The 25058-nt window shown below is 63.6% G+C and carries 26 protein-coding genes; 13 read left to right on the plus strand and 13 right to left on the minus strand.

The genetic code is table 11. The features are described from left to right. Positions 1–566: tetratricopeptide repeat protein (locus tag WCJ41_RS13675; RefSeq protein ID WP_336906389.1), on the minus strand; the 566-nt coding region annotated here is incomplete at its 3' end. Positions 567–666: 100 nt separating this feature from the next. Then, positions 667–792 (minus strand): type B 50S ribosomal protein L36, encoded by a 126-nt coding sequence (gene ykgO / locus WCJ41_RS13680; RefSeq protein ID WP_336906390.1) that lies wholly within the window; start codon positions 790–792, stop codon positions 667–669. Positions 793–915: 123 nt separating this feature from the next. On the opposite strand from ykgO, the gene WCJ41_RS13685 reads away from it, so the two are divergent. The 4 genes from WCJ41_RS13685 to WCJ41_RS13700 all read left to right on the plus strand — a co-directional run bounded on the left by WCJ41_RS13685 (position 916) and on the right by WCJ41_RS13700 (position 3037). Continuing rightward, positions 916–1149 carry a hypothetical protein gene (locus WCJ41_RS13685; protein ID WP_336906391.1) on the plus strand — a complete coding sequence of 78 codons (234 nt, stop codon included), beginning with the start codon at positions 916–918 and terminating at the stop codon, positions 1147–1149. A gap of 7 nt (positions 1150–1156) precedes the next feature. Continuing rightward, the gene (locus WCJ41_RS13690; RefSeq protein WP_336906392.1) at positions 1157–1597 is read left to right on the plus strand and encodes a MaoC family dehydratase; all 441 of its coding nucleotides are present in this window, start codon (positions 1157–1159) and stop codon (positions 1595–1597) included. 62 nt (positions 1598–1659) lie between these two features. Then, the gene (locus tag WCJ41_RS13695) at positions 1660–2112 is read left to right on the plus strand and encodes an RbsD/FucU family protein (protein ID WP_336906393.1); all 453 of its coding nucleotides are present in this window, start codon (positions 1660–1662) and stop codon (positions 2110–2112) included. A gap of 4 nt (positions 2113–2116) precedes the next feature. Beyond that, positions 2117–3037: a ribokinase gene (locus tag WCJ41_RS13700; protein ID WP_336906394.1), complete on the plus strand. Its 921-nt coding sequence runs from the start codon at positions 2117–2119 to the stop codon at positions 3035–3037. Here WCJ41_RS13700 and WCJ41_RS13705 read toward each other — a convergent pair. Then, positions 3027–3557 (minus strand): hypothetical protein, encoded by a 531-nt coding sequence (locus WCJ41_RS13705; RefSeq protein WP_336906395.1) that lies wholly within the window; start codon positions 3555–3557, stop codon positions 3027–3029. The genes WCJ41_RS13700 and WCJ41_RS13705 overlap by 11 nt on opposite strands. 88 nt (positions 3558–3645) lie before the next feature. Further along, complete coding sequence (locus WCJ41_RS13710; RefSeq protein WP_336906396.1) at positions 3646–4452, minus strand: transporter substrate-binding domain-containing protein; 807 nt, start codon at positions 4450–4452, stop codon at positions 3646–3648. 263 nt (positions 4453–4715) lie between these two features. Here WCJ41_RS13710 and WCJ41_RS13715 point away from each other — a divergent pair, with 263 nt between their 5' ends. After that, positions 4716–5090 (plus strand): DUF3307 domain-containing protein, encoded by a 375-nt coding sequence (locus WCJ41_RS13715; RefSeq protein ID WP_336906397.1) that lies wholly within the window; start codon positions 4716–4718, stop codon positions 5088–5090. A gap of 22 nt (positions 5091–5112) precedes the next feature. On the opposite strand, the gene WCJ41_RS13720 is transcribed toward WCJ41_RS13715, so the two are convergent. From WCJ41_RS13720 to putA, 3 genes are all read right to left on the minus strand, one after another. Further along, positions 5113–5688, minus strand: coding sequence for a TetR family transcriptional regulator C-terminal domain-containing protein (locus WCJ41_RS13720; protein WP_336906398.1), 576 nt, complete (start codon positions 5686–5688; stop codon positions 5113–5115). Between the two features lie 49 nt (positions 5689–5737). Continuing rightward, on the minus strand, positions 5738–6124 hold the full coding sequence (locus WCJ41_RS13725; protein ID WP_336906399.1) for a hypothetical protein: 387 nt from the start codon (positions 6122–6124) through the stop codon (positions 5738–5740). A 372-nt stretch (positions 6125–6496) separates the two neighbouring features. After that, a complete protein-coding gene (gene putA, locus WCJ41_RS13730; RefSeq protein WP_336906400.1) occupies positions 6497–10168 on the minus strand; it encodes a trifunctional transcriptional regulator/proline dehydrogenase/L-glutamate gamma-semialdehyde dehydrogenase in 3672 nt (1223 codons plus the stop codon). Positions 10169–10284: 116 nt separating this feature from the next. Here putA and WCJ41_RS13735 point away from each other — a divergent pair, with 116 nt between their 5' ends. Next, complete coding sequence (locus WCJ41_RS13735; RefSeq protein ID WP_336906401.1) at positions 10285–10776, plus strand: Lrp/AsnC ligand binding domain-containing protein; 492 nt, start codon at positions 10285–10287, stop codon at positions 10774–10776. A gap of 119 nt (positions 10777–10895) precedes the next feature. Here WCJ41_RS13735 and WCJ41_RS13740 read toward each other — a convergent pair whose 3' ends face one another. After that, the gene (locus WCJ41_RS13740) at positions 10896–11099 is read right to left on the minus strand and encodes a hypothetical protein (protein ID WP_336906402.1); all 204 of its coding nucleotides are present in this window, start codon (positions 11097–11099) and stop codon (positions 10896–10898) included. A 192-nt stretch (positions 11100–11291) separates the two neighbouring features. Between WCJ41_RS13740 and WCJ41_RS13745 the strand changes: the two genes are divergently transcribed. Further along, a complete protein-coding gene (locus tag WCJ41_RS13745; protein ID WP_336906403.1) occupies positions 11292–12182 on the plus strand; it encodes a fructose bisphosphate aldolase in 891 nt (296 codons plus the stop codon). Between the two features lie 43 nt (positions 12183–12225). Here the strand turns inward: WCJ41_RS13745 and gfa are convergent, their stop codons facing one another. From gfa to WCJ41_RS13765, 4 genes are all read right to left on the minus strand, one after another. Then, complete coding sequence (gene gfa / locus WCJ41_RS13750) at positions 12226–12930, minus strand: S-(hydroxymethyl)glutathione synthase (protein ID WP_336906404.1); 705 nt, start codon at positions 12928–12930, stop codon at positions 12226–12228. A gap of 135 nt (positions 12931–13065) precedes the next feature. Next, positions 13066–14829 (minus strand): choline dehydrogenase, encoded by a 1764-nt coding sequence (locus WCJ41_RS13755; RefSeq protein ID WP_336906405.1) that lies wholly within the window; start codon positions 14827–14829, stop codon positions 13066–13068. A gap of 2 nt (positions 14830–14831) precedes the next feature. Next, complete coding sequence (locus tag WCJ41_RS13760) at positions 14832–15188, minus strand: cupin domain-containing protein (protein WP_336906406.1); 357 nt, start codon at positions 15186–15188, stop codon at positions 14832–14834. A gap of 33 nt (positions 15189–15221) precedes the next feature. Beyond that, positions 15222–15938: a phytochelatin synthase family protein gene (locus WCJ41_RS13765; RefSeq protein WP_336906407.1), complete on the minus strand. Its 717-nt coding sequence runs from the start codon at positions 15936–15938 to the stop codon at positions 15222–15224. A gap of 277 nt (positions 15939–16215) precedes the next feature. On the opposite strand from WCJ41_RS13765, the gene WCJ41_RS13770 reads away from it, so the two are divergent. The 6 genes from WCJ41_RS13770 to WCJ41_RS13795 are packed head-to-tail and all read left to right on the plus strand — an operon-like array spanning position 16216 to position 22740. After that, positions 16216–17121: a proline iminopeptidase-family hydrolase gene (locus WCJ41_RS13770; protein ID WP_336906408.1), complete on the plus strand. Its 906-nt coding sequence runs from the start codon at positions 16216–16218 to the stop codon at positions 17119–17121. A gap of 18 nt (positions 17122–17139) precedes the next feature. After that, a complete protein-coding gene (locus WCJ41_RS13775) occupies positions 17140–18801 on the plus strand; it encodes an ABC transporter substrate-binding protein (RefSeq protein WP_336906409.1) in 1662 nt (553 codons plus the stop codon). A gap of 6 nt (positions 18802–18807) precedes the next feature. Next, the gene (locus WCJ41_RS13780) at positions 18808–19830 is read left to right on the plus strand and encodes an ABC transporter permease (protein ID WP_336906410.1); all 1023 of its coding nucleotides are present in this window, start codon (positions 18808–18810) and stop codon (positions 19828–19830) included. Beyond that, positions 19830–20801, plus strand: a complete 972-nt coding sequence (locus WCJ41_RS13785; protein ID WP_336906411.1) for an ABC transporter permease — start codon at positions 19830–19832, stop codon at positions 20799–20801. The genes WCJ41_RS13780 and WCJ41_RS13785 overlap by 1 nt, the downstream gene beginning before the upstream one ends. Continuing rightward, entirely contained in the window at positions 20798–21751 is a 954-nt protein-coding gene (locus tag WCJ41_RS13790) for an ABC transporter ATP-binding protein (protein ID WP_336906414.1), read from the plus strand. The genes WCJ41_RS13785 and WCJ41_RS13790 overlap by 4 nt, the downstream gene beginning before the upstream one ends. Then, on the plus strand, positions 21748–22740 hold the full coding sequence (locus WCJ41_RS13795) for a dipeptide ABC transporter ATP-binding protein (protein WP_336906412.1): 993 nt from the start codon (positions 21748–21750) through the stop codon (positions 22738–22740). Before WCJ41_RS13790 ends, WCJ41_RS13795 begins: the two co-directional genes overlap by 4 nt. An 8-nt stretch (positions 22741–22748) precedes the next feature. Here the strand turns inward: WCJ41_RS13795 and WCJ41_RS13800 are convergent, their stop codons facing one another. Beyond that, positions 22749–24656 carry a DEAD/DEAH box helicase gene (locus tag WCJ41_RS13800; RefSeq protein ID WP_336906413.1) on the minus strand — a complete coding sequence of 636 codons (1908 nt, stop codon included), beginning with the start codon at positions 24654–24656 and terminating at the stop codon, positions 22749–22751. Positions 24657–25058: the final 402 nt, after the last annotated feature.

The raw sequence follows: 25058 nt of genomic DNA on the forward strand, positions 1-25058 counted from the left end.
ACGTCTTCCAGCGTCGGGTTCACGGCCAGAGCCTCTTCATAGGCGTCACGGGCGGCAGAATATTTCTTCTGGCGTTCGAGGATCATGCCCTTGCCGGCCAGCGCCCCGAAGTGGCGGGGCTCGAGATCCAGCACCTTGGCGATGTCGGCCAGTGCGGCATCGTCCTTCTTCATCATGAAATAGAGCGTGGCGCGCTTGTTCCAGCCTTCGGCGAAATCAGGGTTGGCGCCCACAAGGCGGTTGAGGATGGACAGTGCCTCGGCTGGTGCTCCGTCCTCGATGGCAAGCGTCGCCTGGTTGAGCAGCACTTCCGCCGTGGGCGAGTCGGACGCACTCCACAGTGCCCAGATCTTCTCCTCCACCGGATCGCTCTGAACCCCGGGCTTGCGGAGTTCGGCGAACAGCAGGTCGAGCTGGTCGGCGCGCATCTCGGCGGGCTTGAGCTTTGGCGCAGCTACGGCTGCGGGCGCCTCACCCGCAGGCGGCACGTCATCGGCCAGGGCACCGGTCATGAAAGCGCCGGAGGTCAGGGCAAGGAGGGTGAGAAGGGCGAGGGATCCACGCATGCACATCACTCTACACCGCATTTCGTGGCAACAAAAAGAGCGCCGTGAACGGTATCCCGTCCACGGCGTTCAAAACCCTGTCAAAAGCTGACGCCGAAGCTTAGCCCTGGCGCGCCTTGAAGCGCGGATTGGTCTTGTTGATGATGTAGATACGGCCCTTGCGGCGCACCATGCGGTTGTCGCGGTGGCGCTTCATAAGGGCCTTGAGGGAGTTACGGACTTTCATGGACTTCACCTGATAATTCAGGCAGAAGGAGCCCGGCTCCGGTCCGCCTGTTGAACACTGGCGGGGTCTTTAGCGGGGCCACCCAGACCTGTCAACCAATCCCCTGTGCCCGTCCACTCTTCCATGCTTGATCTCTTCGCCAACTCTGAATTCGTCATCACCCTTGCGGTTTTTGTCGTCTGCGCCGTTATCGTCGGCATTGTCGCCTGGCTTGAGCGTCGCCCCCGGACAAGACTGACGCCGCGGTTGATCCCCACCACGCCTGTCATCCTGATCTTTGGATTCATTGGACTTTTGGCTCTGGTGCATTTGGCCAACATGTATGGCATCCATACGGGACGTGCTCCCAGGTATTGAGGCCCCAATGCTTCCGCCCAGCCAGACTCTGTATTTCGAGGACTTGGCCCTCGGCATGACCGAGACCTACGTGAAGGAGGTGAAATCCTCCGATGTCGTGGGGTTCGCCGAGATTTCAGGCGACAGGAACCCCATCCACCTCTCCGAGCACTTCGCCGCCCGCACCCCCTTTGGTGGTCGAATCGCGCATGGCCTCTATACCGCAAGCCTGATTTCAGCGGTGATCGGCACCAGGCTTCCCGGCCCGGGCGCGGTCTACATGTCCCAGACGCTGAACTTCAAGGCGCCGGTCAGGATCGGCGACATGGTGGAGGCCTCCGTCGAGGTCGTTGAACTCGCCGAGAAGGGCCGCCGCGTGAAACTCGCCTGCCGCTGCAAGGTGGGCGACACGCTGGTGCTCGAGGGCGAGGCGCTGGTGAAGGTGCCTGGCAAGCCCGAGGGCTACTGAGGCTCCTTGACTCCTGATGCCGCCCCACTAGCCTTCCTGAAAAATTCCGGGAGGACTCCGTCATGCTTCGCAACTTCGACAACCGCCTCAATGCGGACGTCATCCGCTGTCTCCGCGCCATGGGCCATGGCGACGATCTCATCATCTGCGACACCAACTTCCCCGCCGACTCGGTCGCCCGCCACACGGTCACGGGCGAACTGCTGCGCATGGATAACCTCACCGCGGCGGAAGCCATCGACGCCATCCTCTCCGTCATGCCGCTGGACTCCTTCGTCGACACGCCGGCCGAGCGCATGGAAATGGTGGGCAAGCCCGACGAGATCCCGCCCGTGCAGGCCGAAGTGCAGAAGGTCATCGATGCCCGCGAAGGCAAGTCCTGGCCCATGGGCTCGATCGAGCGCTTCGCCTTCTATGAGAAGGCGCGCAACGCCTATGCCGTGATCGTCACCGGCGAGACCCGCTTCTACGGCTGCTTCGTCCTCAAGAAGGGCGTGATCCCGCCGAAGGCCTGATCCGATGAAACAGGGCATCGCCATTCTCGGCATCTTCGTCGCCGACTTAGCCTTCCGTGCGGGCCGCCAGCCCATCATGGGCGAAACCCTCATGGGCTCCGGCTTCGCGATGGGCCCCGGCGGCAAGGGCTCGAACCAGGCCGTTGCCGCAGCGCGTGCCGGAGGTTCGGTCAGCTTCATCTCAAGGCTGGGCAAGGATGCCTTTGGCGACATCGCGGTGGCCACATGGAAGGCCGAGGGCATCGCCCCCAACGTTGCCATCGCAGCCGATGAGCCCACCGGTGCTGCCTATATCTTCGTCAGCGACGAGACCGGAGAGAACGCCATCATCGTGGTGCCCGGCGCCGCAGGCGGTCTTTCAGCGAAAGATGTCGAAGCCGCGCGCGGCGCCATCGAAAGTGCGAAGGTCTTCGTCACCCAGCTGGAGCAGCCCATCGACGCGGCGCGAAAGGGCCTGGAGATCGCATGCGCCTCAGGCGCCATCACCGTCTTCAACCCCGCCCCCGCCGCACCCGTGCCTGCCGACATCTACGCGCTCTGCGACTACGTCATCCCCAACGAAACGGAAGCCGCAGCCCTCACAGGGCTTCCCGTCGACACCGAGGAACAGGCCCGCAAGGCTGGTGACGCGCTTCTCGCCATGGGTGCGAAGAACGCCCTCATCACGCTCGGTGCGCGCGGCGCATTGCTGCACAATGCGATGGGCTCCACGCTCATCCCGTCCTTCAACGCCGGCAAGGTGGTGGAAACGGCAGGCGCGGGCGACGCCTTCGTCGGCGCCTTCGCAGCTGGCCTCGCCGAAGGCATGGAGCCGGCCGCCGCCGCCCGCTTCGGCTGTGCCGCCGCAGGCATTTCCGTCACCCGCCCCGGCACCGCACCCGCCATGCCCACGCGCGCTGAAATCGAGGCGCTGCTCAGCGCCTGACGAGTGCTGCGCGAACCAAGGTGCGTTCTGCAGGGTCAAGGCGCAGCACGTCGGTCGGGTGGTGCGTCTGCAGGCGGTCAGCCACATGGTCGCAAAGCGTGAGATAGGCCTCCACGTCACCACCCGTCGCCAGCAACCTCCTCGTGCCGCACAGCGACTCGAGATGGCCCACCAGATAACCCGCATCGGCAAGCGGATCGGCCGCCGCGAGCGCGGCACGCGATGAGGGAACCTTGCGCGGCGCCAGTTGCAGTGCCAGCACCACGTCCGGCGCCTGCGCCGTGAGTGCCGCCAGCAGCGCCACGCCACCGTCAGCTTCGGCATCCACGCCGTGCTTCAGCGCCTGGTGCCGTGCAAAGCCCGCGAGATAGCCTACGGTGAAGGCCGCATCTGCCGCACCCTGCTCACGCACCGAGGCCAACGCCGCCATCACGGCCTTGCGCAGCACCGCGGGAGCACGCTCCTCGCCCTCGCCCATGGGAACCACGGCCACGTCGATGCGCGGCTTGCGGCGGTTCATGTTGATGTCTCTCCAGCCCATGGCTGTCTTCTCGCAAAAGAAAGGGGCCGCGGCAATGCCTGCGGCCCCTCCCGTCACGTCAGTAGGATCAGTTGCCGCTGGGCAGCGTCATCTTGCCCACGAGCTGCGGATAGTTCTTGGTGATCTCCTCAAGCTTGCCGGACTTGGCCATGGCGGTGATCGCGGCGTTGAGCTTGTCCTTGAGGGCGGTATCTTCCTTGCGCACGCCGGCACCCACGCCTTCGCCATAGATGCCCGGGTCGTCCTTCGGCTTCTCGAGCATGCTCTTCATCTCGCAGCAGCCCTTGCCCTGATCGGTGGCGAGGAAGTCCACGAGCGCGGAGCTGTTGGCCAGCACATAGTCGAGGCGACCGGCCGCGAGGTCGTTGTTGGCCTCGTCCTGCGTCGGGTAGACCTTCAGCTCGACGCCGGCGGGCACGAGGTATTTGTTGGAGAACTCCTCGTGCGAGGTCGACACCTGCACGCCAATTGTCTTGCCCTTCATGTGAGCAGGCGAGATGTCCATGTCGCCGTTCTTGGCGCCGATGACGGCCGGTGGCGTGTCATAGTAAAACTGGGTGAAGTCGATCACTTCCTTGCGCTTCGGCTTGATCAGCATCGACGCGATGATGACGTCGATCTGCTTCGAGGTCAGGGCCGGGATGATGCCGTCCCAGGCGGTCGGGACGATCTCGCACTTCTCCTTCACCTCAGCACACAGTGCGTCGGCAAATTCGATTTCCCAGCCCACCCACTTGCCCGCCGCATCCTTCGAGGCGAAGGGCGGATAGGGCTCGGCCGCAACGCCGATCTTGATGTCGGCATAGGCCGATCCGGAGGTAGAAAGGAGTGCCGCGAAGGCTGCTCCGATGGCAAGGCGTGTGGTCCACTTCATGGGGTCGTTCTCCCGGTCTGTCGCGTTGAAGTTCCCTTACGTCAGAAGAAAGCACCTGAGAGGAATCTTTCTTTCATCCGCAAAACTGCATGAAACAAAGCCTCACGGCAAGATGCTAAGTTTCATCATCACGTCATCAGGGGCAAAAAACACCCGCGCTGGCGGCCCTCCATGCTTGACCCCGTGGCCAGCGCGGCAATAGGTTGGGCCGGTGGCACGAGCGTCGATGGTCTTCGCGCGGCCTCGCAGGCAGTCAACCGGACGTGACGGATTTCGCCCTTCTGTTGCTTCTCGCCGGCTTCCAGGTGAAGCACGTACTGGGCGACTTTGTCTTCCAGAATGCCTATATCCTTAAGCATCGCCGCATCTGGGGCCACCCGGGCGGGCTCCTCCACGTCGCCATCCACGCCGCCCTGACGCTTCCCTTGCTGCTCGCGGCGGGCGTGCATGGGTTCCTGTTTTTCGCCATCCTGCTGGGCGAAGCGGTGTTTCACTATCACGTCGACTGGGTGAAGGACGGCTGGCTCTACCGCGAAGGCTGGACCGTGCAGAACAAGCAATACTGGTGGCTCATGGGTGTCGACCAGATGCTGCACCAGCTCTCCTACCTCGTCATCGTCGGGCTCATCGCCTCCTAGGCAAAGCGGCGGCAGGGGCGGATCACGCCGCGATCGAGCGCATGTAGAAGTCGAGCATCGCCATCAGCGACTGCGGGTCGCGGCGCAGCCGGCTGCGCAGTGCGGCACCTTCCCAGCAATCGACCAGCAGGTGCCCCATGTGCTCGGCATCGACGGATGCCGGAATGTCGCCCCGCGCCTTCGCCTCGGTCAGGCAGGCCACCATGCGCTCGCCGATCGAGGAGAAGCACCATTCGATCTTGCGCCGGAACGTCTCGCTGGTGCCGGAAAGCTCCTGGCCCAGCCCGCCCATCAGGCAGCCCATGTAGCCGTCCTCGCGGTATTTCTGCGACACGATTTCGAAGAAACGGCGGATGCGGAGAAGCGGCGGAAGGCTCTCGTCACCGAGGCACATGTCCAGCGCCTTGTGCACTTCGCCGATATAGGTGTCGATCACCGTGAGGGCGAAGTCCTCCTTGTCCTTGAAGTGGTGGTAGAAGGAGCCCTTCGGTATGCCGGTCTGGTCGAGCAGCGCCTGCACGCCGAGGCTGCCGTAGCCGTGCTCGAGAAGCATCGAGAGGCCGGCCTCGATCAGGCGCTGCTTGGTTGGCTGTGTCATCACTCTCTCATAGGGCCGCCGCGCCCCGCGGCGCAACGGCCCCGCGTGATCAGGCCCCCGTCTTGGCCTTCATGTGGTCGATCACGTGGCTGTGCTCGTGCTGCGGGCTGAACATCACGATCTCCGCATCGCGGTCCACATGCACATTATGCCCCGGCGGCCAGTAGAACAGGTCGCCGTCGGCTACGCTCTCCGTCAGTCCCTTGGCATCGGTCGTGGTGATGGCGCCGGACAGCACATAGCCCCAGTGCGGGCACTGGCAAAGGTTGCCCTCCAGCCCCTCGAACAGCGGCGTGGTGTCGACGCCGGCGGACAGCGTGAAGAACTCCCCGCTGATCTTCCCATAGCCCGTCGCATCCCCGAAATCCCGCCGCTGGCGGATCACCGCACCGGGCACCTGCATCCGCACGTCCACCTGTTCCTTGGCAATTCTCATGGTCGTTTCCTCCTCGCGTGATGTTGCCTAGACCGATCGGTCTAGTCAGAAGCTAGACTGATCACGGACGAAGTCAAGGGGGGCACGCGCGGCCAAATGCCGGAGCCCCGGTCGTCGAGACCTCAATCTCGCAAGCCTCCCCAAATTCATCATCGCCGGGCATGACCCGGCGATCCTTTTCGCAGCTGCAAAAGAGGATGCCCGGATCGAGTCCGAGCAAGGTGAACAGGGCGCTGCACGCAACCAAAGCAACCCACCACTCACCCACCTCCCCCGGGCTAGACCCGGGGGTCCTTTTCGACGGCCACCAAAGGAGATGTCCGGGACAAGTCCGGGCATGATGACTGTAAATCAATCGGGGCACCAAGCCCCTCACCCGATTGTCATCAAGCTCGCATTGCCGCCCGCTGCCGCGGTGTTGATCGAGGTACTCACCTCCTCCACCAGCCAGTTCAGGCAATAGGCGCCAGCATCGGCGGCCACCTCGGCGGCACTCGCCGCCTGCACCAGCACAAGGGGGCCGTCGAGCTTGGCGATGCGTGCAATCACCGCACGCACCAGCCCCTCGTCACCCTCGACGAGTGCCCCCGCGAAGGGACCATCGTGCTCCCAGTCACCGCTCCACGCCACGCGCGCCGCAACGCTCGCCGGCAACCCGGCAAGCGACTCCGAAAGGCCGCTCGCCGCGTCGACCACCACCTCGTTGCCCGCGGCCAGTGCCGCCGCGATCTGGCGGAATAGCCCCTTCGCCGTCTGCGGCACCAGCAGCACCCGCCCGCGCGGATGCAGCGAATAGACGTTGCGCTCGCCCACAGGGCCTGGAAGTTCCTTCACCAGTCCCAGCGCCGAAAGTGCGCCAAGTTCACGTGCCGCGTCGGCATCGTCATTGTGGCCGCGCTGGCCGAGCCACGTCGCGAAATCGCGCAGCGCCGGGTCAGTCCGCACCGAGCTGTGCATCGGAGGCACCGGCGCCTTCTGCACCAGCCTCCCGACGTAAAGCGGCCCGCCCGCCTTGGGGCCAGTACCGGAAAGACCCCGCCCGCCGAAGGGCTGCACGCCCACCACCGCGCCGATGATGTTGCGGTTCACATAGAGGTTCCCCGCCTTCACCCGCTCGGTGACGTTCAGGATCGTCTCGTCGAGCCGCGTATGCAAGCCGAAGGTCAGGCCATAGCCCGTGGCATTGATCTGATCGATCAGCGCATCCATGTCCTCGCGCTTCCAGCGCAGCACATGCAGCACCGGGCCGAACACCTCGCGATGCAATTGCCCGATGTCGTCGATCTCGATGATGGTGGGCGCAACAAAAGTGCCCTCCGCGGCCTCTTGCGGCAGTGTCAGCTGCTCCACCTTGTGGCCAGCATCGCGCATCTTCGCGATGTGCTTCTCGATGTTGGCCTTGGCCTCCGCCGTGATCACCGGGCCGATGTCGGTGGAAAGCCGATCAGTGCGCCCCAGCGAGAGCTCGGCGAGTGCGCCCTTCAGCATGGTGAGCGTGCGCTCCGCCACGTCCTCCTGCAGGCACAGCACGCGCAGTGCCGAGCAGCGCTGTCCGGCACTGTCGAAGGCCGATGCGATCACATCCGCCACCACCTGTTCGGCCAGCGCGGATGAATCGACGATCATCGCATTCTGCCCGCCGGTCTCCGCGATCAGCGGGATGGGCCGCCCCTGAGCGGACACGCGCTCCGCCAGCTGCGCCTGGATCAGGCGGGCCACGTCCGTTGAGCCGGTGAACATCACGCCCGCCGTGTCCGGTGCCGCCACCAGTGCCGCACCCAGCCGCCCGTCGCCCGGCGTGAACTGCAGAGCGCCGCGCGGCACGCCCGCCTCATGCAGCATCTTCACGCTCTCGAAGGCGATCAGCGGTGTTTCCTCCGCAGGCTTGGCGATCACCGCATTGCCGGCAACCAGTGCTGCAGCAACCTGTCCGGTGCAGATCGCCAGCGGAAAATTCCACGGGCTGATGCACACGACGGCACCCAGCGGCTTGTGCGAGGGCCCCAGTGTCTTCCGCGCCTGCTCGGCGTAATAGCGCAGGAAGTCGACAGCCTCGCGAACCTCGCCCACTGCATTGGCAGCGGTCTTTCCCGCCTCGCGCATGGCGATGCCCATCAGCACGTCCATGCGCGCTTCCATCAGCTCCGCCGCGCGATCGAGGCAGTCCGCACGCTCGGTGGCCGGCACAGCGGCCCATTGCGCGCTGGCCTCATGCGCCATCGCCGCCACGCGGGCCGCATCGCTGGCGCCGAGTTCCGTCACCTGCCCCACGCGGTCCGCATGGTCAGCCGGGTTCAGCACATCGCGCGTTGCTCCTTGCTCCGAACCGTCGCCCAGCAGCGGCTTCGCGTGCCACTGGTGTGACTCGGTCTCCTTCAGCGTCGCCCCAAGCACCGCCAGTGTGGCCTCGCTCGCAAGGTCAAGCCCGCGCGAGTTCACGCGGTCCTTGCCGAACAAATCCGCCGGCAGGTCGATCTGGTCATGCGGCGTGCCGATCACCGGCATGGCGCTCACCACGTCCACCGGATCGGCGATAAGCTCATCGACCGAGATATTGGGGTCCGAGATGCGGTTGACGAAGGACGAGTTCGCCCCGTTCTCCAACAATCGCCGCACGAGATAGGCCAGCAGCGTCTCATGCGTTCCCACCGGCGCATAGATGCGGCAGGGGCGGCCCAGCTTGTCGGCGCCCACCACCTCGTCATAGAGCGGTTCGCCCATGCCATGCAGGCACTGGAACTCATAGTCGCCCACCGCAAAGCGCGAACCAGCGAGTGTGTAGATGGCGGCGAGTGTCTGCGCATTGTGCGTGGCGAATTGCGGGAACACATGTTCGCGCGCATCGAGAAGCTTCCGCGCACAGGCGATGTAGCTCACATCCGTGTGCACCTTGCGCGTGAACACGGGGAAGCCGTCGAGCCCATCCACCTGCGCGCGCTTGATCTCGGCATCCCAATAGGCGCCCTTCACCAGCCGCACCATGATGCGGCGCTGCGAACGCTTCGCCAAGTCCACCACGAAGTCGATCACGAAGGGGCAGCGCTTGCCATAGGCCTGGATGACGAAGCCCAGCCCGTTCCACTCAGCCAGTTCCGGATCGAAGCTCAGCGACTCAAGCAGGTCGAGCGAGATTTCGAGGCGGTCTGCCTCCTCCGCGTCGATGTTGAGTCCGATGTCATAGTGCTTCGCAAGCAGCGCCAGTTTCTTCACCTTGGGCAGCAGCTCCTGCATTACCCGCTCCGCCTTGACGCGCGCATAGCGCGGGTGAAGGGCCGAGAGCTTGATCGAGATGCCGGGGCCTTCATAGACGCCCCTGCCCGCCGCCGCCTCGCCGATGGCGTGGATGGCGTTCTCGTAATCACGGTAATAGCGCGCCGCATCGGCGGACGTCGTCGCCGCCTCGCCCAGCATGTCATAGGAATAGCGGAAGCCGCGCGCTTCCAGCGGCTTCGAGCGCTTCAGCGCCTCGGCGATGGTCTCGCCCGTCACGAACTGCTCGCCCATCATGCGCATCGCCATGTCCACACCACGGCGGATCACCGGTTCACCCGCCCGCGCGATGAGGCGCGAAAGGGCCGCGCCCAGGCTGCCGTCGCTCACCGTCGATGTCAGTTTGCCGGTGACGACGAGGCCCCACGTCGCGGCGTTGACGAACAGCGACTTCGTGCCGCCGAGGTGGCTCTTCCAGTCACCTTCCGCAATCTTGTCCTTGATCAGCGCATCGCGTGTCTCGGCATCCGGAATGCGCAGCAGCGCTTCCGCCAGGCACATCAGCGCAATGCCCTCCTGGCTCGACAGCGAATACTCATGCACCAACCCCTGCACGCCCGTGCCCTTGTGCTTGGCCCGCAGCGCCTCGATCAGCTTGCGGGCCGTGGCCGCCGCCTCGCGCTTCTGCGCGGGCTCCATCCGCGCCACCGCCACCAGCGGCGGCAGGCATTGCGGTTCGGGTGTGCGGCAGTGCTCGGTGATCGCCCGGCGCAGTTCGGTCTGCGGGCGGATCGGCGGGGCGAAGGCTTCGAACAGCGGGCGCGCGTGCGGCATGGACGACTCTTTCCTAGGAGAAGCACCCAACATAACACCGGCTTGCAAACCAGATTCACCTATTTCAAACTATAAGCTTGGTGATTTTCACGATTTTTGGTCATTGCGGAGGTAAAATGCCCACAGAGATAGGCCTTGGAAGCGATATTGACCAGTTCGACCGCCGCATCCTCGACAGCCTCGCAGAGGATGGCCGCATGTCCATCACCGACCTCGCCAGGCGGGTGGGCCTCTCCAACACCCCCTGCCAGCTCCGCCTCAAACGCCTGCTCGCCGAGGGCTATATCGAGGGCTTCAAGGCCGTGCTCAGCCCGGCCAAGATGGGGCTGGACCACGTGGCCTTCGCCGAGGTCAAGCTCACCAACACCCATGAGGATGCCCTCCGGGCCTTCAACGAGGCGGTGAAGAAGATTCCGGAGGTCGAGGAGTGCCACATGATCGCCGGCCGCTTCGACTACCTCCTCAAGATCAGGACGAGGGACATCCGCCGCTACCGCCATGTCCTCGGCGAGCGCATCTCGGAGCTGCCCTTCGTGGCGAGCACCTCCACAAACGTTACCATGGAGACGGTGGTCGACAACTGGAGTGCACGCTCCCGCAACACGTGACGGATGCATCCGAAGATGCATCGGACAGCTACCGGAAGTGCAACGGCGGCAACACGAAAAGCAACATTAAGGGCCTCTTCGGGCACACTCTCACGACGGACGAAAACGGCAGTCTTGTTTCAGACGTTTTCGCTACTCGGTGCAGCCGCAGGCTTGATCTCGTCAGGATCGTGCTCGATCTCGTCGAGCCCCATGTTGCGGCGATAGGCCACGTAACGCTCTGCCAGCACCGAACAGTCGACGCCGCGGAATGTGGCCGGCTCGATCTTCGTCAGGTCGGCGGGGCGCTTTGCGCCCTGTTCCACATCGATTTCCATATCCATGTTCATGCTCTCCTGCAGCGCCAGTGGCCAGACGAGGTCGCGGGCCGGGCGCGACGAAGATGCTGCGCCAGGGGTGGTTAATGAATCGCTGAAGCGCATGATGCGAAAGGCTTAATCACAAGTGTCGGGGTCTCGGTTGAAGCCCCGGGGGCGATTGGCTAAGGTCCCGCCCGCAAAAGAGGATCACCCGTCATGAACACCGCACAAGCGCAGAAAATGTCATCCGGCAAGGGCTTCATCGCCGCTCTCGACCAGTCCGGCGGTTCGACGCCCAAGGCGCTCGAGGGCTATGGAATCGGCAAAGATGCCTGGACGTCCGACGAGGAAATGTTCGCGCTGATGCACGCCATGCGCGCCCGCATCATCAAGTCGCCCGCCTTCAACGGCGACCGCGTCATCGGCGCCATCCTGTTCGAGCGCACCATGGATGGCGACATCGACGGCAAGCCGGTTCCCGCCTTCCTGTGGGAAAACAAGGGCGTGGTGCCGTTCCTGAAGATCGACAAGGGACTCGCCGACGCCCACGACGGCGTGCGCCTGATGAAGCCGATGCCGGATCTCGACAAGTTGCTCGACCGTGCGGCCGCCAAGGGCATCTTCGGCACCAAGATGCGCTCGGTCATCGACGCCGCCTCACCTTCGGGCATTGCCGCCAACGTCGCCCAGCAGTTCGACTTTGGCCGCCAGATCCTCGCCAAGGGCCTGATGCCCATCATCGAACCCGAGGTGACCATTTCGATCACCGACAAGAAGGAAGCGGAAAAGATCCTCCGCGACGAGATCATCAGGAACCTCGACAAGCTGCCCGCCGGCCAGAAGGTGATGCTGAAGCTGACCATCCCCAGCGAAGTCAATTTCTTCAAGCCGCTGATTGACCACCCGAAGGTGATGCGTGTGGTGGCGCTGTCGGGCGGCTACAGCCGCGAGGATGCCAATGCCATGCTGGCGAAGAACACCGGCCTCATCGCCAGCTTCTCGCGCGCTTTGAGCGAAGGTCTGTCTGCCCAGCAGTCGGACGCCCAGTTCAATGCCGAACTCGAGAAGACCATCGGCTCGATCTACGACGCCTCTGTCGCAGGCTGAAATCACAGCGACCGGGGCTTTCGAGCCCCGGTCGCATCCTTGATCACGTCTCGCGATAGGTTCCGGCCTTCTTGGCGGCTTCAGTCGCAAGATAGTCCATGAGAGCCGGGCTCAGGCAATCATAGTGCTCAAGACCCAGGTCTTTCAGCCGCTTGCGGATCGCCGGAAGACGCGCCGGCGGCACCCCGCCCTCGATCACCGAGGAGACGAAAGCCGCGAAGCCTGGCGGTGACCAGCCACTCTCCTTGGACAATTCGGTGTGCACGAAGGTCAGCCCCTTGAAGGGATGGCCATTGCGCTCCACCGGCCCATAGAGATGCACGCCGCAACCTGTGCAGGCATGGCGGAGGATGACGGCGTTGGCGTCCACCACCTTCAGCTTGTGGCCGTTCTTGAGCACGCTCACCTTGTCGCTCGGCGCAACTGCGACGATCGAGAAGATGGCACCTTCCGGCTTCCAGCACTTGGTGCAGCCGCAGGCATGGTTGTGCGCGGTTTGTGACTTGACCTCAACGACGACGGGATCGCTGGCGCAGTTGCAGACCAGCCGACCACCCGCAAATCCCCGCTTTGCCGCCTTGGGAAATCCATTGTCGATTGCCGGATGCAGCTTGACGGCCGCACCGCGTGACTTGGCGGGCGCAGACCTCTTCGCCTTGCGCGCCGTTGTCTTGGCTGCGGCCTTCTTGGCGGGCTTCGTCTTGTTGGCATTCTTCTTGGATTGCTTCCGCACTGCCTTCTTGGCCATGTGCCTGTCCTCCCGTGTTGATCGCTTGTTCTGCTCAGAATCTCACGCATGCACGTCAAAACGGCGAGAGCATCTCATGCTGTTTCGCGATTGTCACGGGGGTGGACCCGCGCTTTCCGCCGGATATTCAGATCTTCAGAAGGTGAGGAGGCACTCCTCCGGCACCGTCTCGCCGCGGGCATTGGCGAGAAGCGCCAACTTCAGCGCGTCCCGGTCACGGGCATAGTCGCGGCTGATGGCGGGTCCGCGCTGCCGCGTGGCCCAATGCGGATCGGCCAGCAATGCAGCGCCCTCGGCCTCGGGCAGGTGGCGTCCACGGATCAGGTCCGACATGCGCTCAGCCAGCACCAGGGTCGGCGCATTGAGATCACCCGCCGTCGCCTGTGGCATCAAGGATGAATCGACCACACGCAAACCTTCAACGCCGCGAACCCGGCCGTCGGGCGTTGTGACGGCACGCTCGTCGGTGCCCATCCGGCACGTTCCGCACGGGTGATAGGCGCTCTCTACCTTGCGTTTCAGGAAGGCATCCAGTGCGACATCGTCCTGCGTTTCCGCACCCGGAGCCAGTTCCTTGCCGCGATAGGATGCGAAGGCGTCCTGCGCGAAGATCTCGCGCGTCAGACGCATGCAGGCGCGGAACTCCAACCAGTCATCAGGGTGGGACATGTAGTTGAAGCGCACGCGCGGCAGGCTGTCCGGTCTGGCATCCCGCAGGCGCACCCAGCCACGGCTCTTCGAGCGCTTGGTGCCGACATGCACCTGGAAACCATGGCCCGCGGCAAGGCTCCGGCCATCATAGGAAATGGCAAGCGGCAGGAAGTGATACTGGATGTCCGGATAGACGATACCTGCCCGGCTGCGAATGTGCCCACCGCTCTCGAAATGATTGGTGGCGCCCAGCCCCTTTCGGGTTGCAAGCCACTCCATGCCGATCTTTGCCTTGCCCCACAGGCTCTGCGTGGGAAACAGCGTCACCGGTTGAGTGCACTCCATCTGGATGTAGAGTTCCAGATGGTCCATCAGGTTCTCGCCCACGCCGGGCAAGTCATGCACCACCTCGATGCCCTGCGATCTCAACTCGGCAGCGGGTCCGATGCCCGACCGCTTGAGGATCATCGGAGACATGATCGAGCCGGCGGAGACGATCACCTCGCGCTTAGCCTTTGCCTGGCGCATCGCGCCGTTGACGAGATAGGAGATGCCAGTGGCGCGGCGACCGTCGAACAGCACGCGGTCCACCATCGCGCCAGTGACGACATGCACATTGCCGCGCGCCATGGCGGGGCGCAGATAGGCGCGCGCCGCGCTCATGCGACGGCCATCACCGATATTCATTTCCATGGGGCCGAAGCCCTCATGCTGCCGCTCGTTCATGTTGGCGCTGCGGGCATAGCCCGCCTGCACGCCAGCCTCGACGAAGACTTCGTAGAGCGGGTTCTTCTGCAGTCCCTTGTTGACATGCACGGGGCCCGTGGTGCCGCGCAGCGGGCCACCGCCGTCGACATTCTCCTGCCGCTGGAAATAGGGCAGCACATTGGACCAGCGCCAGCCGTCTGCGCCGAGCGCTTCCCACAACTCATAGTCCAGCGGGTTGCCGCGTACCCAGCACATGCCATTGATGGAGGATGAACCACCGAGCCCCTTGCCGCGCGGCAAGTTGACTTCCCGCCCATCAAGCCCAGGCTCCGGCTCGGTCTTCATGCCCCAATTGAAGCGCTTGGTGTTCATCGGGATCGACAGCGCCGCCGGCATGTCGACGACGACGGCCTTCTCGGAACCACCCGCCTCGAGCACGAGAATTCGCAGGCTCCTGTCCTCGCCAAGCCTGTTCGCCAGCACGCATCCTGCAGAACCAGCCCCTGCGATGATGTAGTCGTAACTCTCCAAAGCCGTCATGATCAGCCGACGATGACGTAGTACTTCAGCATTGGCCCCGGCTGGTGCCAGGTTCCCTTGAAGCCCTTCGGCAACAAGAAGGAATCGCCCTTTCGGAAGGTGTGGCCTTCGCCGTCATCGCTGGTCAGCGTCACCTCGCCCTCGAGCACCACCATGAACTCGTCGACGGGATAATCTTCGTAGCGCTCGGTATATGCCCCGCAGCGCCAGATTCCGGAACGCAGGCCGGGCTTGGCAAGATAGGCGTGATCGAGGCCGACGGGCGAGCCCTTCAGCAACTCCGCGTGTTCGAGCGGCTGGTCGGGAGTGGCCAGCCAGCCATCAGGACCGGTGGGAGCAAAGCGAATGGGATCGGGCACTTCAGTTCCTCGTAATTGATAAATGTCGGTGGCTCAGGACTTGGCTGAGATCAGCACATATCCACGGGATTTGTCGTCATTGTCGGAATCCTTCGTGTTCATGGCGGCAAACAGTTCCTCAGCCTTGACCCAGACCGGCGGATATTTGTAGCGCGCTACGTCGAGGATAAGGAAGCGGTCGCTTTCCTTGTCATAGGCGGCGAGGGGCGAGAAGTGGCCGCCCTTCTGCTGGCCAAGCGCGTTTCGGAAATAATTCGCCAGCACGAAATGCCCGGGCTGCGCCAGGTAGGAAGCAACTTCGCTGCGGAATGCGTCGAGATTGGTGTCGGAGGCATGGCGCACCGTCACGTCCACGGGCTGCACCTGCAGCAGCTGGCCGATTTGGTCCAGGGTGATTCCCTGCTTCAGGATCGTCGACTGGGGGAGGATCGCCTCCGTCTGGTCGTTGAAGATATTGTCCTGCGTGAAGGTGCGGTAGGGCGTGTATTCGGGCACCTCGGGAGCTGGCAGCTGCAGGGCGTTGAACACCATAACCATGCTGGCAACGCCGCAGAAGCTCTGGGTCTTCTGCGTCAGATAATTGCTGGCGAGCGTGAAATACGCTTCACGCGCGTCGGCATCGATCAGCAGGGCCTCCCCCTCGGGCGAGGTGGAGGCGATAAGGTTGTCCGGCAGAGGCAGGCTGTCGGCACGCGCGACAGGCGCCAGAAAGGCCAGCAATGCAAGAATTCGAAGTACTCTGGCCAACATCGGCGTCTTCTCCGCGGATCAGGTTTCAGGCCGCAGAATGCGGCAACTGATGAATGTTGCGCCACGCCAGCCATTACGGCAACGACAGATTTCTACGGATGCGACTCGATGTGCGCGATCGGCCCAATCCGCATTGCAGCGTGTTGCGTAGCTATCGCGACGTCATGGGTCAACCGCTGAAAACTGGGAGCAGCGCCATTGATGTTCAGCCGGGAATGATGTCAGTATGCTTCGCTTAAGCTGAAACGATAAAAAAAGAAGACAAGAGGGAACAGGAATGGCGTTAAGGCAGACCGAGGGGCGTGCGAAATTCGGCGCCCATGAAACTTGGTATCGGGTGACAGGCGACCTCGCGAACGGAAAGCCCCCTGTTTTCATTCTGCACGGCGGCCCGGGTGCCGCTCACAACTACGTCGATTCCTACAAACTGCTCAGTGAGACTGGCCGCGCTGTCGTCCATTACGACCAGCTTGGCTGCGGCCTCTCGACCCACCTTCCCAACCAGGACAAGGGCTACTGGACGCCGCAACTCTTCGTCGATGAGCTCGACAATCTCGTGGACCACCTTGGTCAGCGCAAGGCCTTCCACGTTCTGGGACAGTCATGGGGCGGCATGCTGGCGGCGGAATATGGTACGCGCCGACCGTACGGACTGAAGACCCTCACTATCGCCAACTCTCCAGCCTCCATGGAGCTCTGGGTGTCGGAAGCGATGCGCCAGCGCTCCGAGATGCCGCAGGATATCCAGGACGCGCTCAACAAGCATGAAAAGGCTGGCACCTACAGCGACCCCGAATACCAAAAGGCCACGACTTGGGTTTATGAGCGGCATGTCTGCCGCGTCGTGCCCTTCCCGGCGGAAGTGACAGCCAGCTTCGACCAGATCGGCAAGGATCCGACCGTCTATCACACCATGAATGGCCCAAATGAGTTCTTCGTCACCGGCACGCTGAAGAACTGGAACATCATTCCCAAACTCCACAAGATCAACGTTCCGACCCTCATCATTTCCGGCCGCCACGACGAGGCGACGCCCGCCTGCGTCCAACCCTTCGCCGACAACATCAAGGGCTCGCGCTGGGTGATCTTCGAGAACTCCAGCCACATGCCGCATGTGGAGGAGAAGGAACTCTGCATGAAGGCGGTGGGCGACTTCGTCGCCGCCAATGATTCAACGTCATAACAAAACAGGGAGAACGTCATGAGGAAATGGATGCTGGCCGGGGCTGCAGCCCTGGCACTTGCCTTCACGGCGGTTGTGCCGGCGCAGGCAGAATATCAGGCGGAACATCGCGGCGGCACGATGCGCCTCGTTGCCCGCTCGGCGGCAGGCACGCTTGACCCGCAGATCAACTACACGCTCCAGTACTGGCAGATCTATCAGTCAGTCTACAGCGGCCTGACGGGCTTCAAGAAGGGTGCAGGCGAAGAAGGCTTCGAAGTCGTCCCCAATCTCGCCGAGGAACTTCCCGCCGTTACCAATGACGGCAAGACCTATACCTTCAAGGTCCGCAAGGGCATCAAGTTCTCGGATGGCCGTGATGTGACCATCAAGGACGTGGTGGCTTCCTTCCAGCGCATCTTCAAGGTGTCGAGCCCCACGTCGGGCGGCTTCTATTCGGTGATCGTCGGCGCTGACAAGTGCATTGCCACCCCCGCCACCTGCACACTCGAAGGCGGCGTGACGGGCGACGAGGCGGCCAGCACGGTGACGATCAACCTCACCCGCGCCGACCCCGAGTTCCTGTTCAAGCTCGCCGTTCCGCACGCCTCGATCCTGCCGGCAGATGCGCCGGCAACCGATGCAGGCTCCGTGCCTATTCCCGGCACCGGCCCCTATTTCTTCTCCGCCTATGACCCCAACAAGGGTCTCACCATGTCGCGCAACCCGAACTTCAAGGTCTGGAGCGAGGCCGCCATGCCGGATGGCTATCCGGACGTGGTGCAGTATGACTTCGGCCTCACCGATGAAGCCGAGGTCACTGCCGTGATGAACGGTGAGGCCGACTGGATGTTCGACCAGCCGCCGACCGATCGTCTTTCCGAGATCGGCACCAAGTTCAAGGACCAAGTCTACATCAACACGCTGACCGCGTGGTGGTATGCGCCGATGAACACCAGGCTCGCTCCCTTCGACAATCTGAAGGCCCGGCAGGCTGTGAACTTCGCAATCGACCGCAAGGCGCTGGTTAATCTGTTCGGCGGCCCAGTGCTCGCGGCACCCGTCTGCCAGGTGCTGCCGCCCGGCTTCCCCGCACACGCGCCCTACTGCCCCTACACCAAGGACCCGGGCGAGAAGTGGTCGGCGCCTGACATAGAGCGCGCCAAGCAGCTCGTCGAAGAGTCGGGCACCAAGGGCCAGAAGGTGACAGTGATCGTCGAAGACACCGCCGTGTCGAAGTCGATCGGCGTCTACCTGCAGTCGGTCCTCAAGGAAATCGGATATGACGCAGAGTTGAAGCCGATCTCGCCCAACATCCAGTTCACCTATATCCAGAACACCAACAACAAGGTGCAGATCTCGGTCTCGCAGTGGTACCAGGACTATCCGGCCGCGTCGAACTTCCTGAACGTTCTGTTCGGCTGCTCGAGCTTCACCGAAGGCTCGGACTCCTCGATCAACATTGCCGGCTTCTGCGATGAGAAGGTGGAAGCCAAGATGAAGGAAGCCTTCACGCTGGCCGCCACCGATCAGGCGGCTGCCAACAAGATCTGGACCGAAGTGGATAAAATGGTGACGGACGCCGCTCCGGCAGCGCCGCTCTTCACGCCCAAGCACATCGACTTCGTGTCGAAGCGCCTCGGTAATTTCCAGTTCAACGCGCAGTTCTACTGGATGGTCACCCAGTCCTGGGTGCAGTGAGCCGAATTGTCCGTCATTTCGGATACGCTTGACGTAACACCAAAGAGCCGTGGCCCCTGGGCCACGGCTCTCCGTCGCCTGCTGCGCGACCAAGCCGCCGTGGCAGCACTGGTCGTCTTCATCGTGATCGTCGTCTTCTGCCTGCTCGCTCCCGCCTATGCTTATTGGGCCGGTACCGACCCGTTCAAGTCCACGCTGGACGCCGTCATCAAGCTCAACGGCCAGGATGTGCCGGTGATGGAACAGTCGACCGAGGGACTGGGCCTCGGCTACACACCGATCGGCCCAACATGGCAGCTCGGCAACTACTTCCTCGGCGCCGACAACCAGGGCCGCGACGTGATGGCCCGGCTGCTCTATGGCGGCCTCAATTCACTGTTCATCGCTGGCATGGCTACCGTGGTAACGCTATTCTTCGCGACGCTCATCGGCCTTGCCGCCGGCTTTTTCGGCGGCATCATCGACACGCTGCTGTCGCGCTTCCTTGACATTCTCTGGGCGTTCCCGGTCTATCTGCTCGCCATCTCGCTCTCGATCGTGCTGATCGCGCAGGGGCTGAACCTCGGCATCATCACCATCGAGTCGGGCTCGCTCTGGCTTCCCATCTTCATCATCGGCGTCGTCTACGTGCCCTATGTGGCACGGCCCGTGCGCGGCCAGGTTCTGGCGCTCCGCGAAAGCGAGTTCGTGCTCGCCGCCATCGGCCTCGGCGTGCCGAGCCACCGCATCCTGCTGCGTGACATCCTGCCAAACGTCTCCACCACACTGATCGTCTTCGTGCCCATCATGATGGCGCTGAACATGATCACCGAAAGCGCCCTCTCCTTCCTTTCGATCGGCGTGCAGCCCCCGGACGCAAGCTGGGGCACCATCATCCAGGATGGGCAGACGCTGCTCTATACCAGACCCATGGTGGCGCTGGCGCCCGGCATCGCCATCGTCATCACGGTGCTGGCCCTCAATGTCCTGGGCGATGGCCTGCGCGATGCGCTGGACCCTCGCTCCAAGATCAGGATCGGGCGCAGCTGATGGTCTATGCCCTGCTCCAACGCCTCGGCCAGATGCTGTTCGTGATGTTCGGCATCAGCGTGCTGGTGTTCCTGATCTTCTTCGCCACGCCCGGTGCCGACCCGGCAGCCCGCATCGCCGGCCGCAACGCGAGCCCGGAAGTACTGGAAGCGGTACGCAAGAGCTTCGGCTTCGACCAGCCCTTCTATGTTCAGTACCTCACCATGATGAAGAAGATATTCATCACGGGCGACCTCACCTCCTTCGTCAACCGCGGCTGGAAGGTGGTTCCCGCCGTTCTGGACACTGTGCCCGTTACGCTGTCACTTGTCATCGGCGCCGCCGTTCTGTGGGTGGTCTTCGCGCTCATCATCGGCATCGTCGCCGCCGCCACGCGCGGCTCATGGATCGACAAGACGCTGATGGTGCTGGGCCTGATCGGCATCTCAATGCCGGTCTACTGGCTGGGCGAAATGCTGAACCTGATCACCCAGAGCCGCTACCACGACACCTGGATGTTCTCCTGGGTGCCGCCACTCGGCTACAAGAACTTCTCGGATGACCCCAAGGGCTGGTTCCTGACGCTGGTCATCCCGTGGATCACACTGTCGATCCTCTACATCGGCCTCTATGGCCGCGTGCTGCGCGCCGCGATCGTCGAGTCGCTGCAGGAGGATTACATTCGGACGGCGCGCGCCAAGGGCCTCTCGGAAACGCGCATCCTGCTGCGCCATGCGCTGCGCACCTCGCTCGTCGCCTTCGTCACGCTGTTCGGCCTCGACTTTGGCGCCCTCGTCGGCGGCTCGGCGTTGCTCACCGAAGTGGTGTTCGGCCTGCAGGGCGTGGGCAAGCTCACCTATGACGCGCTCCTGAATCTGGATCTGCCGATCATCATGACCACTGTGCTCTATGCGTCCTTTTTCGTGGTGATGGCCAATGCCGTGGTCGACGTCCTCTACATGCTCATCGACCCCCGCGTAAGGACTGCCTGATGCTGAAGGTGCGCGATCTCACCGTCAGCTTCCGCACCGAGCAAGGCATCGTGCGTGCGGTGGATGGCGTGTCATTCGACGTGGGCGAGGGTGAACTCCTCGGCGTAGTCGGCGAGTCGGGTTCCGGCAAGACGGTGTCGCTGCTTGCGGTGATGGGCCTCATCACCGATCCCAACGCGATCATCGCCGGCTCCATCCAGTATCGCGGACGTGAGCTCGTGGGGCTGAAGTCCCGCGCCATGCGTGAACTGCGCGGCAAGGAGATCGCCATGATCTTCCAGGACCCGATGACCGCGCTCACCCCCGTATATACGATCGGCTGGCAAATCGCCGAGCAGGTTCTGGCGCACAACAACGTGTCGAAGTCGGCTGCATGGCAGCGCGCCATTGACCTTCTTGCCGAGGTGAACATCCCCAAGCCCGAGGAAACGGCGCACCGCTACCCGCACCAACTGTCGGGCGGCATGCGCCAACGCGTCGTCATCGCCATGGCTCTGTCCTGCAACCCCGCCTTGCTCGTTGCCGACGAGCCCACGACCGCGCTCGACGTGACCGTGCAGGCGCAGATCCTCGACCTGCTGCACAAGCTGCGCCGTAACCATGGCAGCGCCATCGTATTCATCACCCATGATATGGGCGTGATGGCGGAGATCGCCGACCGCATGCTGGTCATGTATGCCGGTCGCGTGGTGGAGCGTGGCACCAAGCAAGAACTCTTCAGCTCACCCATGCATCCCTACACGCGCGCCCTGCTCGATTCCATTCCGCCTCTCACCGGCGAGAGGCCACGGCGGCTGAGGGCCATTCCGGGCACGCCGCCCAATCTTCTCAACCGCCCGCCCGGCTGCGCCTTCGCGCCGCGCTGCACCCTGCGCTTCGACAAATGCGACACCGAGCCTGCGTTGGGCAGTGGCCAGCGCGCCGCCGCCTGTTTCCGGGTGCCAGCATGAGTGCGCCGCTTCTCGAGGTGGTGGACGTTGCCAAGCGCTTCAACGTCGGCACGCGCTTCTCGCGCCAGGGCGTGCGCACGGTGCATGCGCTGGACGGCGTGTCATTCACGGTGATGCCGGGTGAGACGATTGGTCTGGTAGGTGAATCGGGCTGCGGCAAGTCGACCCTCGGACGCTGCATCACCCGGCTCTACGATCTGACCTCCGGCACGCTGCGCTTTGCCGGCACCGACATCTCGTCCCTGTCGCAGCGCCAGATGCGACCGATGCGGCGGCGCATCCAGATGGTGTTTCAGGATCCCTATGCCTCGCTCAATCCGCGCCGCCGGGTGCGCGACCTGATCGCCGAACCGCTGCGCGTGCACACCACCATGAGCGAAGTGGAGATCGGCAAGCGCGTTGCCGAACTGCTCGACATCGTCGGCCTGAAGCCCGATCACGCCATGCGCTTTCCGCATGAGTTTTCCGGCGGCCAGCGCCAGCGCATCGGCATCGCGCGGGCCATCGCGCTGAACCCGGAACTGATCGTGCTGGATGAGCCGGTCTCGGCACTTGATGTCTCGGTGCAGGCGCAGATCGTCAACCTGCTCGCCGACCTGCAAGAGCGGTTGAACCTCACCTACATCTTCATCGCCCATGACCTCAGCGTGGTGCGCCAGGTCTCAACCCGCATCGCCGTCATGTATCTGGGCTCGATCGTCGAGATGGGTTCGGCGGATGACATCTTCGCGCGCCCCGCGCACCCCTACACGCAGGCGCTGATTTCTGCCGTTCCGTTGCCGGACCTTGCAGCCCTGGGCTCTGCCAAGCGCATTGTGCTGACGGGTGACGTGCCAAGCCCGGTGAACCCGCCTTCGGGCTGCCGCTTCCACACGCGCTGCCCCATCGCGCAGGATCGTTGCCGGTCAGAACGTCCTGTCCTCACCGAGCAGGTGCCCGGCCGGACGGTGGCCTGCCACTTTCCGACCGACGTGACCAGCACGGGCTGAGAAAGCCCCTACTTCGGCCCCTTGGTCTTGCTCTTGTACTTGGGCTTGCCCGTGGCACCGAAGCTCTTCTTCGGCTTGAAGTCACCTGGCTTCGGCTTCCCCTTGGGGACCTTCTTGGCAAAATCGGGCTTGGCCCACGACCGCTTTTCCGGTTTCGCCGGTCCGTCGGCAGCGGGTTCGCTCCCCGGCGCTTCGTCGACGGCTGGTCGCGGGGTCTGCCAAGCCTTGCGCGGCGCCGGAACCTCGTCCCTTGCCTCGCGAATCTTTGGTTGGGCAGGCGTAATCGTGATGCCCTTCTCTCCGCTTCCGGCGCTGGCAACGCGTTCCGCAAAGGCGGCGGCCTTTTCAGCGGTGATCTCGAAGCGCGTTTCATCGTCGAATATCTTGATGGAACCCACGTCGTCGCGCGTGATGCCGCCCGCCTTGCAGATCAACGGCAGGATCCAGCGCGGCTCGGCGCGCTTGTTGCGCCCCACCGACAGGGAGAACCAAGCCGAGCCAGTCATGTCACGGCGCTCGGGTCTTGGCTTGCCCGAAGCCTCGTGCGCCTTGGGCATCTTTCCCTCCGACGGCATCGGCACGGGCGAGATATCCTCTGGCGCCGGCCGGGTGGACAGCTGCTGGCGGAGATAGGCCGCCGCCAGTTGCTCCGGCGTGACGCGCGTCAGTAGTTCGGCCACGAAGGCGGCCTCGGCCTCCTCCGGCACGGCTGCCGTGGTCGCGGCCTCGAGAATCTGCTCGCGGTAGCGCGCCTCGATGTCGGCGACAGTGGGTGCGCTCCGCACCGTGCCCTGCGCATTGGCAAAGCCCAGCACGCGCGTCGCCGCAGAATAGCGCCGAACAGGTACGATCAGCACGCAAACGCCCTTTCGGCCGGCACGTCCGGTGCGGCCGGAGCGATGCAGCAGCGTATCGGGGTTAGATGGCAAGTCGGCATGGATCACCAAGTCGAGGTTCGGCAGGTCGATGCCCCGTGCCGCCACGTCGGTCGCCACGCAGACGCGCGAGCGCCCGTCGCGCATAGACTGCAGCGCATTGGTGCGCTCCGATTGAGAAAGCTCGCCCGATAGCGACACGACATGGAAGCCGCGGTCACCCAGTTGTGCAGCGAGATGCTTCACAGCCTCGCGCGTGTGGCAGAACACGATGGCGCTGCCGCTGTCGTAGTAGAGCAGCGTATTGATTATTGCGTTTTCACGTTCATGAGACTGCACCAGGACCAGCTGGTAGTCGATGTCGGCATGCCGCTCGCGCGAGCCACTGGCGACGATGCGGACCGCATCGCGCTGGTAGGTCTGCGCGAGCTGCGCAATCTGCTTTGGCACGGTGGCCGAGAACATCAGCGTACGGCGTGAGTCCGGTGCGGCGGCGAGGATAAATTCAAGGTCCTCGCGAAAGCCCATGTCGAGCATCTCGTCCGCCTCGTCGAGTACCACGGCGCGCAGCTCGGTGAGATCGAGAGAGCCCTTGGTGATGTGGTCACGCAAACGGCCCGGCGTGCCGACCACGATATGTGCGCCGCGGTCGAGCTGGCGGATTTCCTTGCGCATGTCCATGCCGCCCACGCAGCTCGCCGTCACGGCACCTGCATCGGCATAGAGCCAGCGCAGTTCGCGCTCCACCTGAAGCGCCAGCTCGCGAGTCGGGGCAATGATGAGCGCCAACGGGCGCTCCGCAGGTCCTGCGATGCTGGCGTCGCCCAGAAGCGTGGGGGCAATGGCAAGGCCGAAGGCCACTGTCTTGCCCGAGCCGGTCTGGGCGGAGACGAGCAGGTCGTTTCCGTCCGCCTTGTCCTCCAGCACCGCTGACTGCACGGGCGTCAGCGTGCTGTAGCCCTGCCGCGCCAGGGCCGGCGCAAGAGCGGGGTGCACATTGACCGGAAGAGCGGCGGCCGGAGTTTCGTCGGAAGAAGTCATGGGTCACTTTCGGGGAACAGGGATTTGCCGCTGGCGCACCGCGCCACGGAGATTCCGCCCGTCTTTCTCACAAAAGACCCCGCCGGGATACCCTCAAGTCTTTCCAAGGGGCCAACGAAGCCGCCCTTAGAGCGTCCGGGTGTAGAAATAGGATACGCCCACCAGCCCAATCGCACTGGCCACAACAAACATCAGCACAACTTCAAGCAATGACCTGCCCCCCCGAATGTCACCATCCTACGTGGACCGTCAGCATTTGGACTTGAGCGGGGAGCGCCTGGAGCAAACCTTTTCGAATGCCGGCCACACCATGCGCCAAGGCGTGGCGCACGGACGCGCAGGACACTGGCGCCGTTACGAGACAGAGTGTTGTTATCGCTGAGAAAATGGTGGGTGGTACAG

It is taken from the genome of Aestuariivirga sp. (assembly GCF_037139295.1).
In the GTDB taxonomy this organism is placed as follows: Bacteria; Pseudomonadota; Alphaproteobacteria; order Rhizobiales; family Aestuariivirgaceae; genus Aestuariivirga.

What these genes read in the sequence shown, in the direction of transcription:
- WCJ41_RS13765 (WP_336906407.1), bottom strand. Translation starts at nt 15,938, where the DNA reads ATGTTGGCCAGAGTACTTCGAATTCTTGCATTGCTGGCCTTTCTGGCG.
- WCJ41_RS13720 (WP_336906398.1), bottom strand. Translation starts at nt 5,688, where the DNA reads ATGACACAGCCAACCAAGCAGCGCCTGATCGAGGCCGGCCTCTCGATG.
- WCJ41_RS13740 (WP_336906402.1), bottom strand. Translation starts at nt 11,099, where the DNA reads ATGGATATGGAAATCGATGTGGAACAGGGCGCAAAGCGCCCCGCCGAC.
- putA (WP_336906400.1), bottom strand. Translation starts at nt 10,168, where the DNA reads ATGCCGCACGCGCGCCCGCTGTTCGAAGCCTTCGCCCCGCCGATCCGC.
- WCJ41_RS13735 (WP_336906401.1), top strand. Translation starts at nt 10,285, where the DNA reads ATGCCCACAGAGATAGGCCTTGGAAGCGATATTGACCAGTTCGACCGC.
- WCJ41_RS13755 (WP_336906405.1), bottom strand. Translation starts at nt 14,829, where the DNA reads ATGACGGCTTTGGAGAGTTACGACTACATCATCGCAGGGGCTGGTTCT.
- WCJ41_RS13795 (WP_336906412.1), top strand. Translation starts at nt 21,748, where the DNA reads ATGAGTGCGCCGCTTCTCGAGGTGGTGGACGTTGCCAAGCGCTTCAAC.
- WCJ41_RS13745 (WP_336906403.1), top strand. Translation starts at nt 11,292, where the DNA reads ATGAACACCGCACAAGCGCAGAAAATGTCATCCGGCAAGGGCTTCATC.
- WCJ41_RS13800 (WP_336906413.1), bottom strand. Translation starts at nt 24,656, where the DNA reads ATGACTTCTTCCGACGAAACTCCGGCCGCCGCTCTTCCGGTCAATGTG.
- WCJ41_RS13695 (WP_336906393.1), top strand. Translation starts at nt 1,660, where the DNA reads ATGCTTCGCAACTTCGACAACCGCCTCAATGCGGACGTCATCCGCTGT.
- ykgO (WP_336906390.1), bottom strand. Translation starts at nt 792, where the DNA reads ATGAAAGTCCGTAACTCCCTCAAGGCCCTTATGAAGCGCCACCGCGAC.
- WCJ41_RS13690 (WP_336906392.1), top strand. Translation starts at nt 1,157, where the DNA reads ATGCTTCCGCCCAGCCAGACTCTGTATTTCGAGGACTTGGCCCTCGGC.
- WCJ41_RS13710 (WP_336906396.1), bottom strand. Translation starts at nt 4,452, where the DNA reads ATGAAGTGGACCACACGCCTTGCCATCGGAGCAGCCTTCGCGGCACTC.
- WCJ41_RS13775 (WP_336906409.1), top strand. Translation starts at nt 17,140, where the DNA reads ATGAGGAAATGGATGCTGGCCGGGGCTGCAGCCCTGGCACTTGCCTTC.
- WCJ41_RS13770 (WP_336906408.1), top strand. Translation starts at nt 16,216, where the DNA reads ATGGCGTTAAGGCAGACCGAGGGGCGTGCGAAATTCGGCGCCCATGAA.
- WCJ41_RS13685 (WP_336906391.1), top strand. Translation starts at nt 916, where the DNA reads ATGCTTGATCTCTTCGCCAACTCTGAATTCGTCATCACCCTTGCGGTT.
- WCJ41_RS13785 (WP_336906411.1), top strand. Translation starts at nt 19,830, where the DNA reads ATGGTCTATGCCCTGCTCCAACGCCTCGGCCAGATGCTGTTCGTGATG.
- WCJ41_RS13705 (WP_336906395.1), bottom strand. Translation starts at nt 3,557, where the DNA reads ATGAACCGCCGCAAGCCGCGCATCGACGTGGCCGTGGTTCCCATGGGC.
- WCJ41_RS13700 (WP_336906394.1), top strand. Translation starts at nt 2,117, where the DNA reads ATGAAACAGGGCATCGCCATTCTCGGCATCTTCGTCGCCGACTTAGCC.
- WCJ41_RS13725 (WP_336906399.1), bottom strand. Translation starts at nt 6,124, where the DNA reads ATGAGAATTGCCAAGGAACAGGTGGACGTGCGGATGCAGGTGCCCGGT.
- gfa (WP_336906404.1), bottom strand. Translation starts at nt 12,930, where the DNA reads ATGGCCAAGAAGGCAGTGCGGAAGCAATCCAAGAAGAATGCCAACAAG.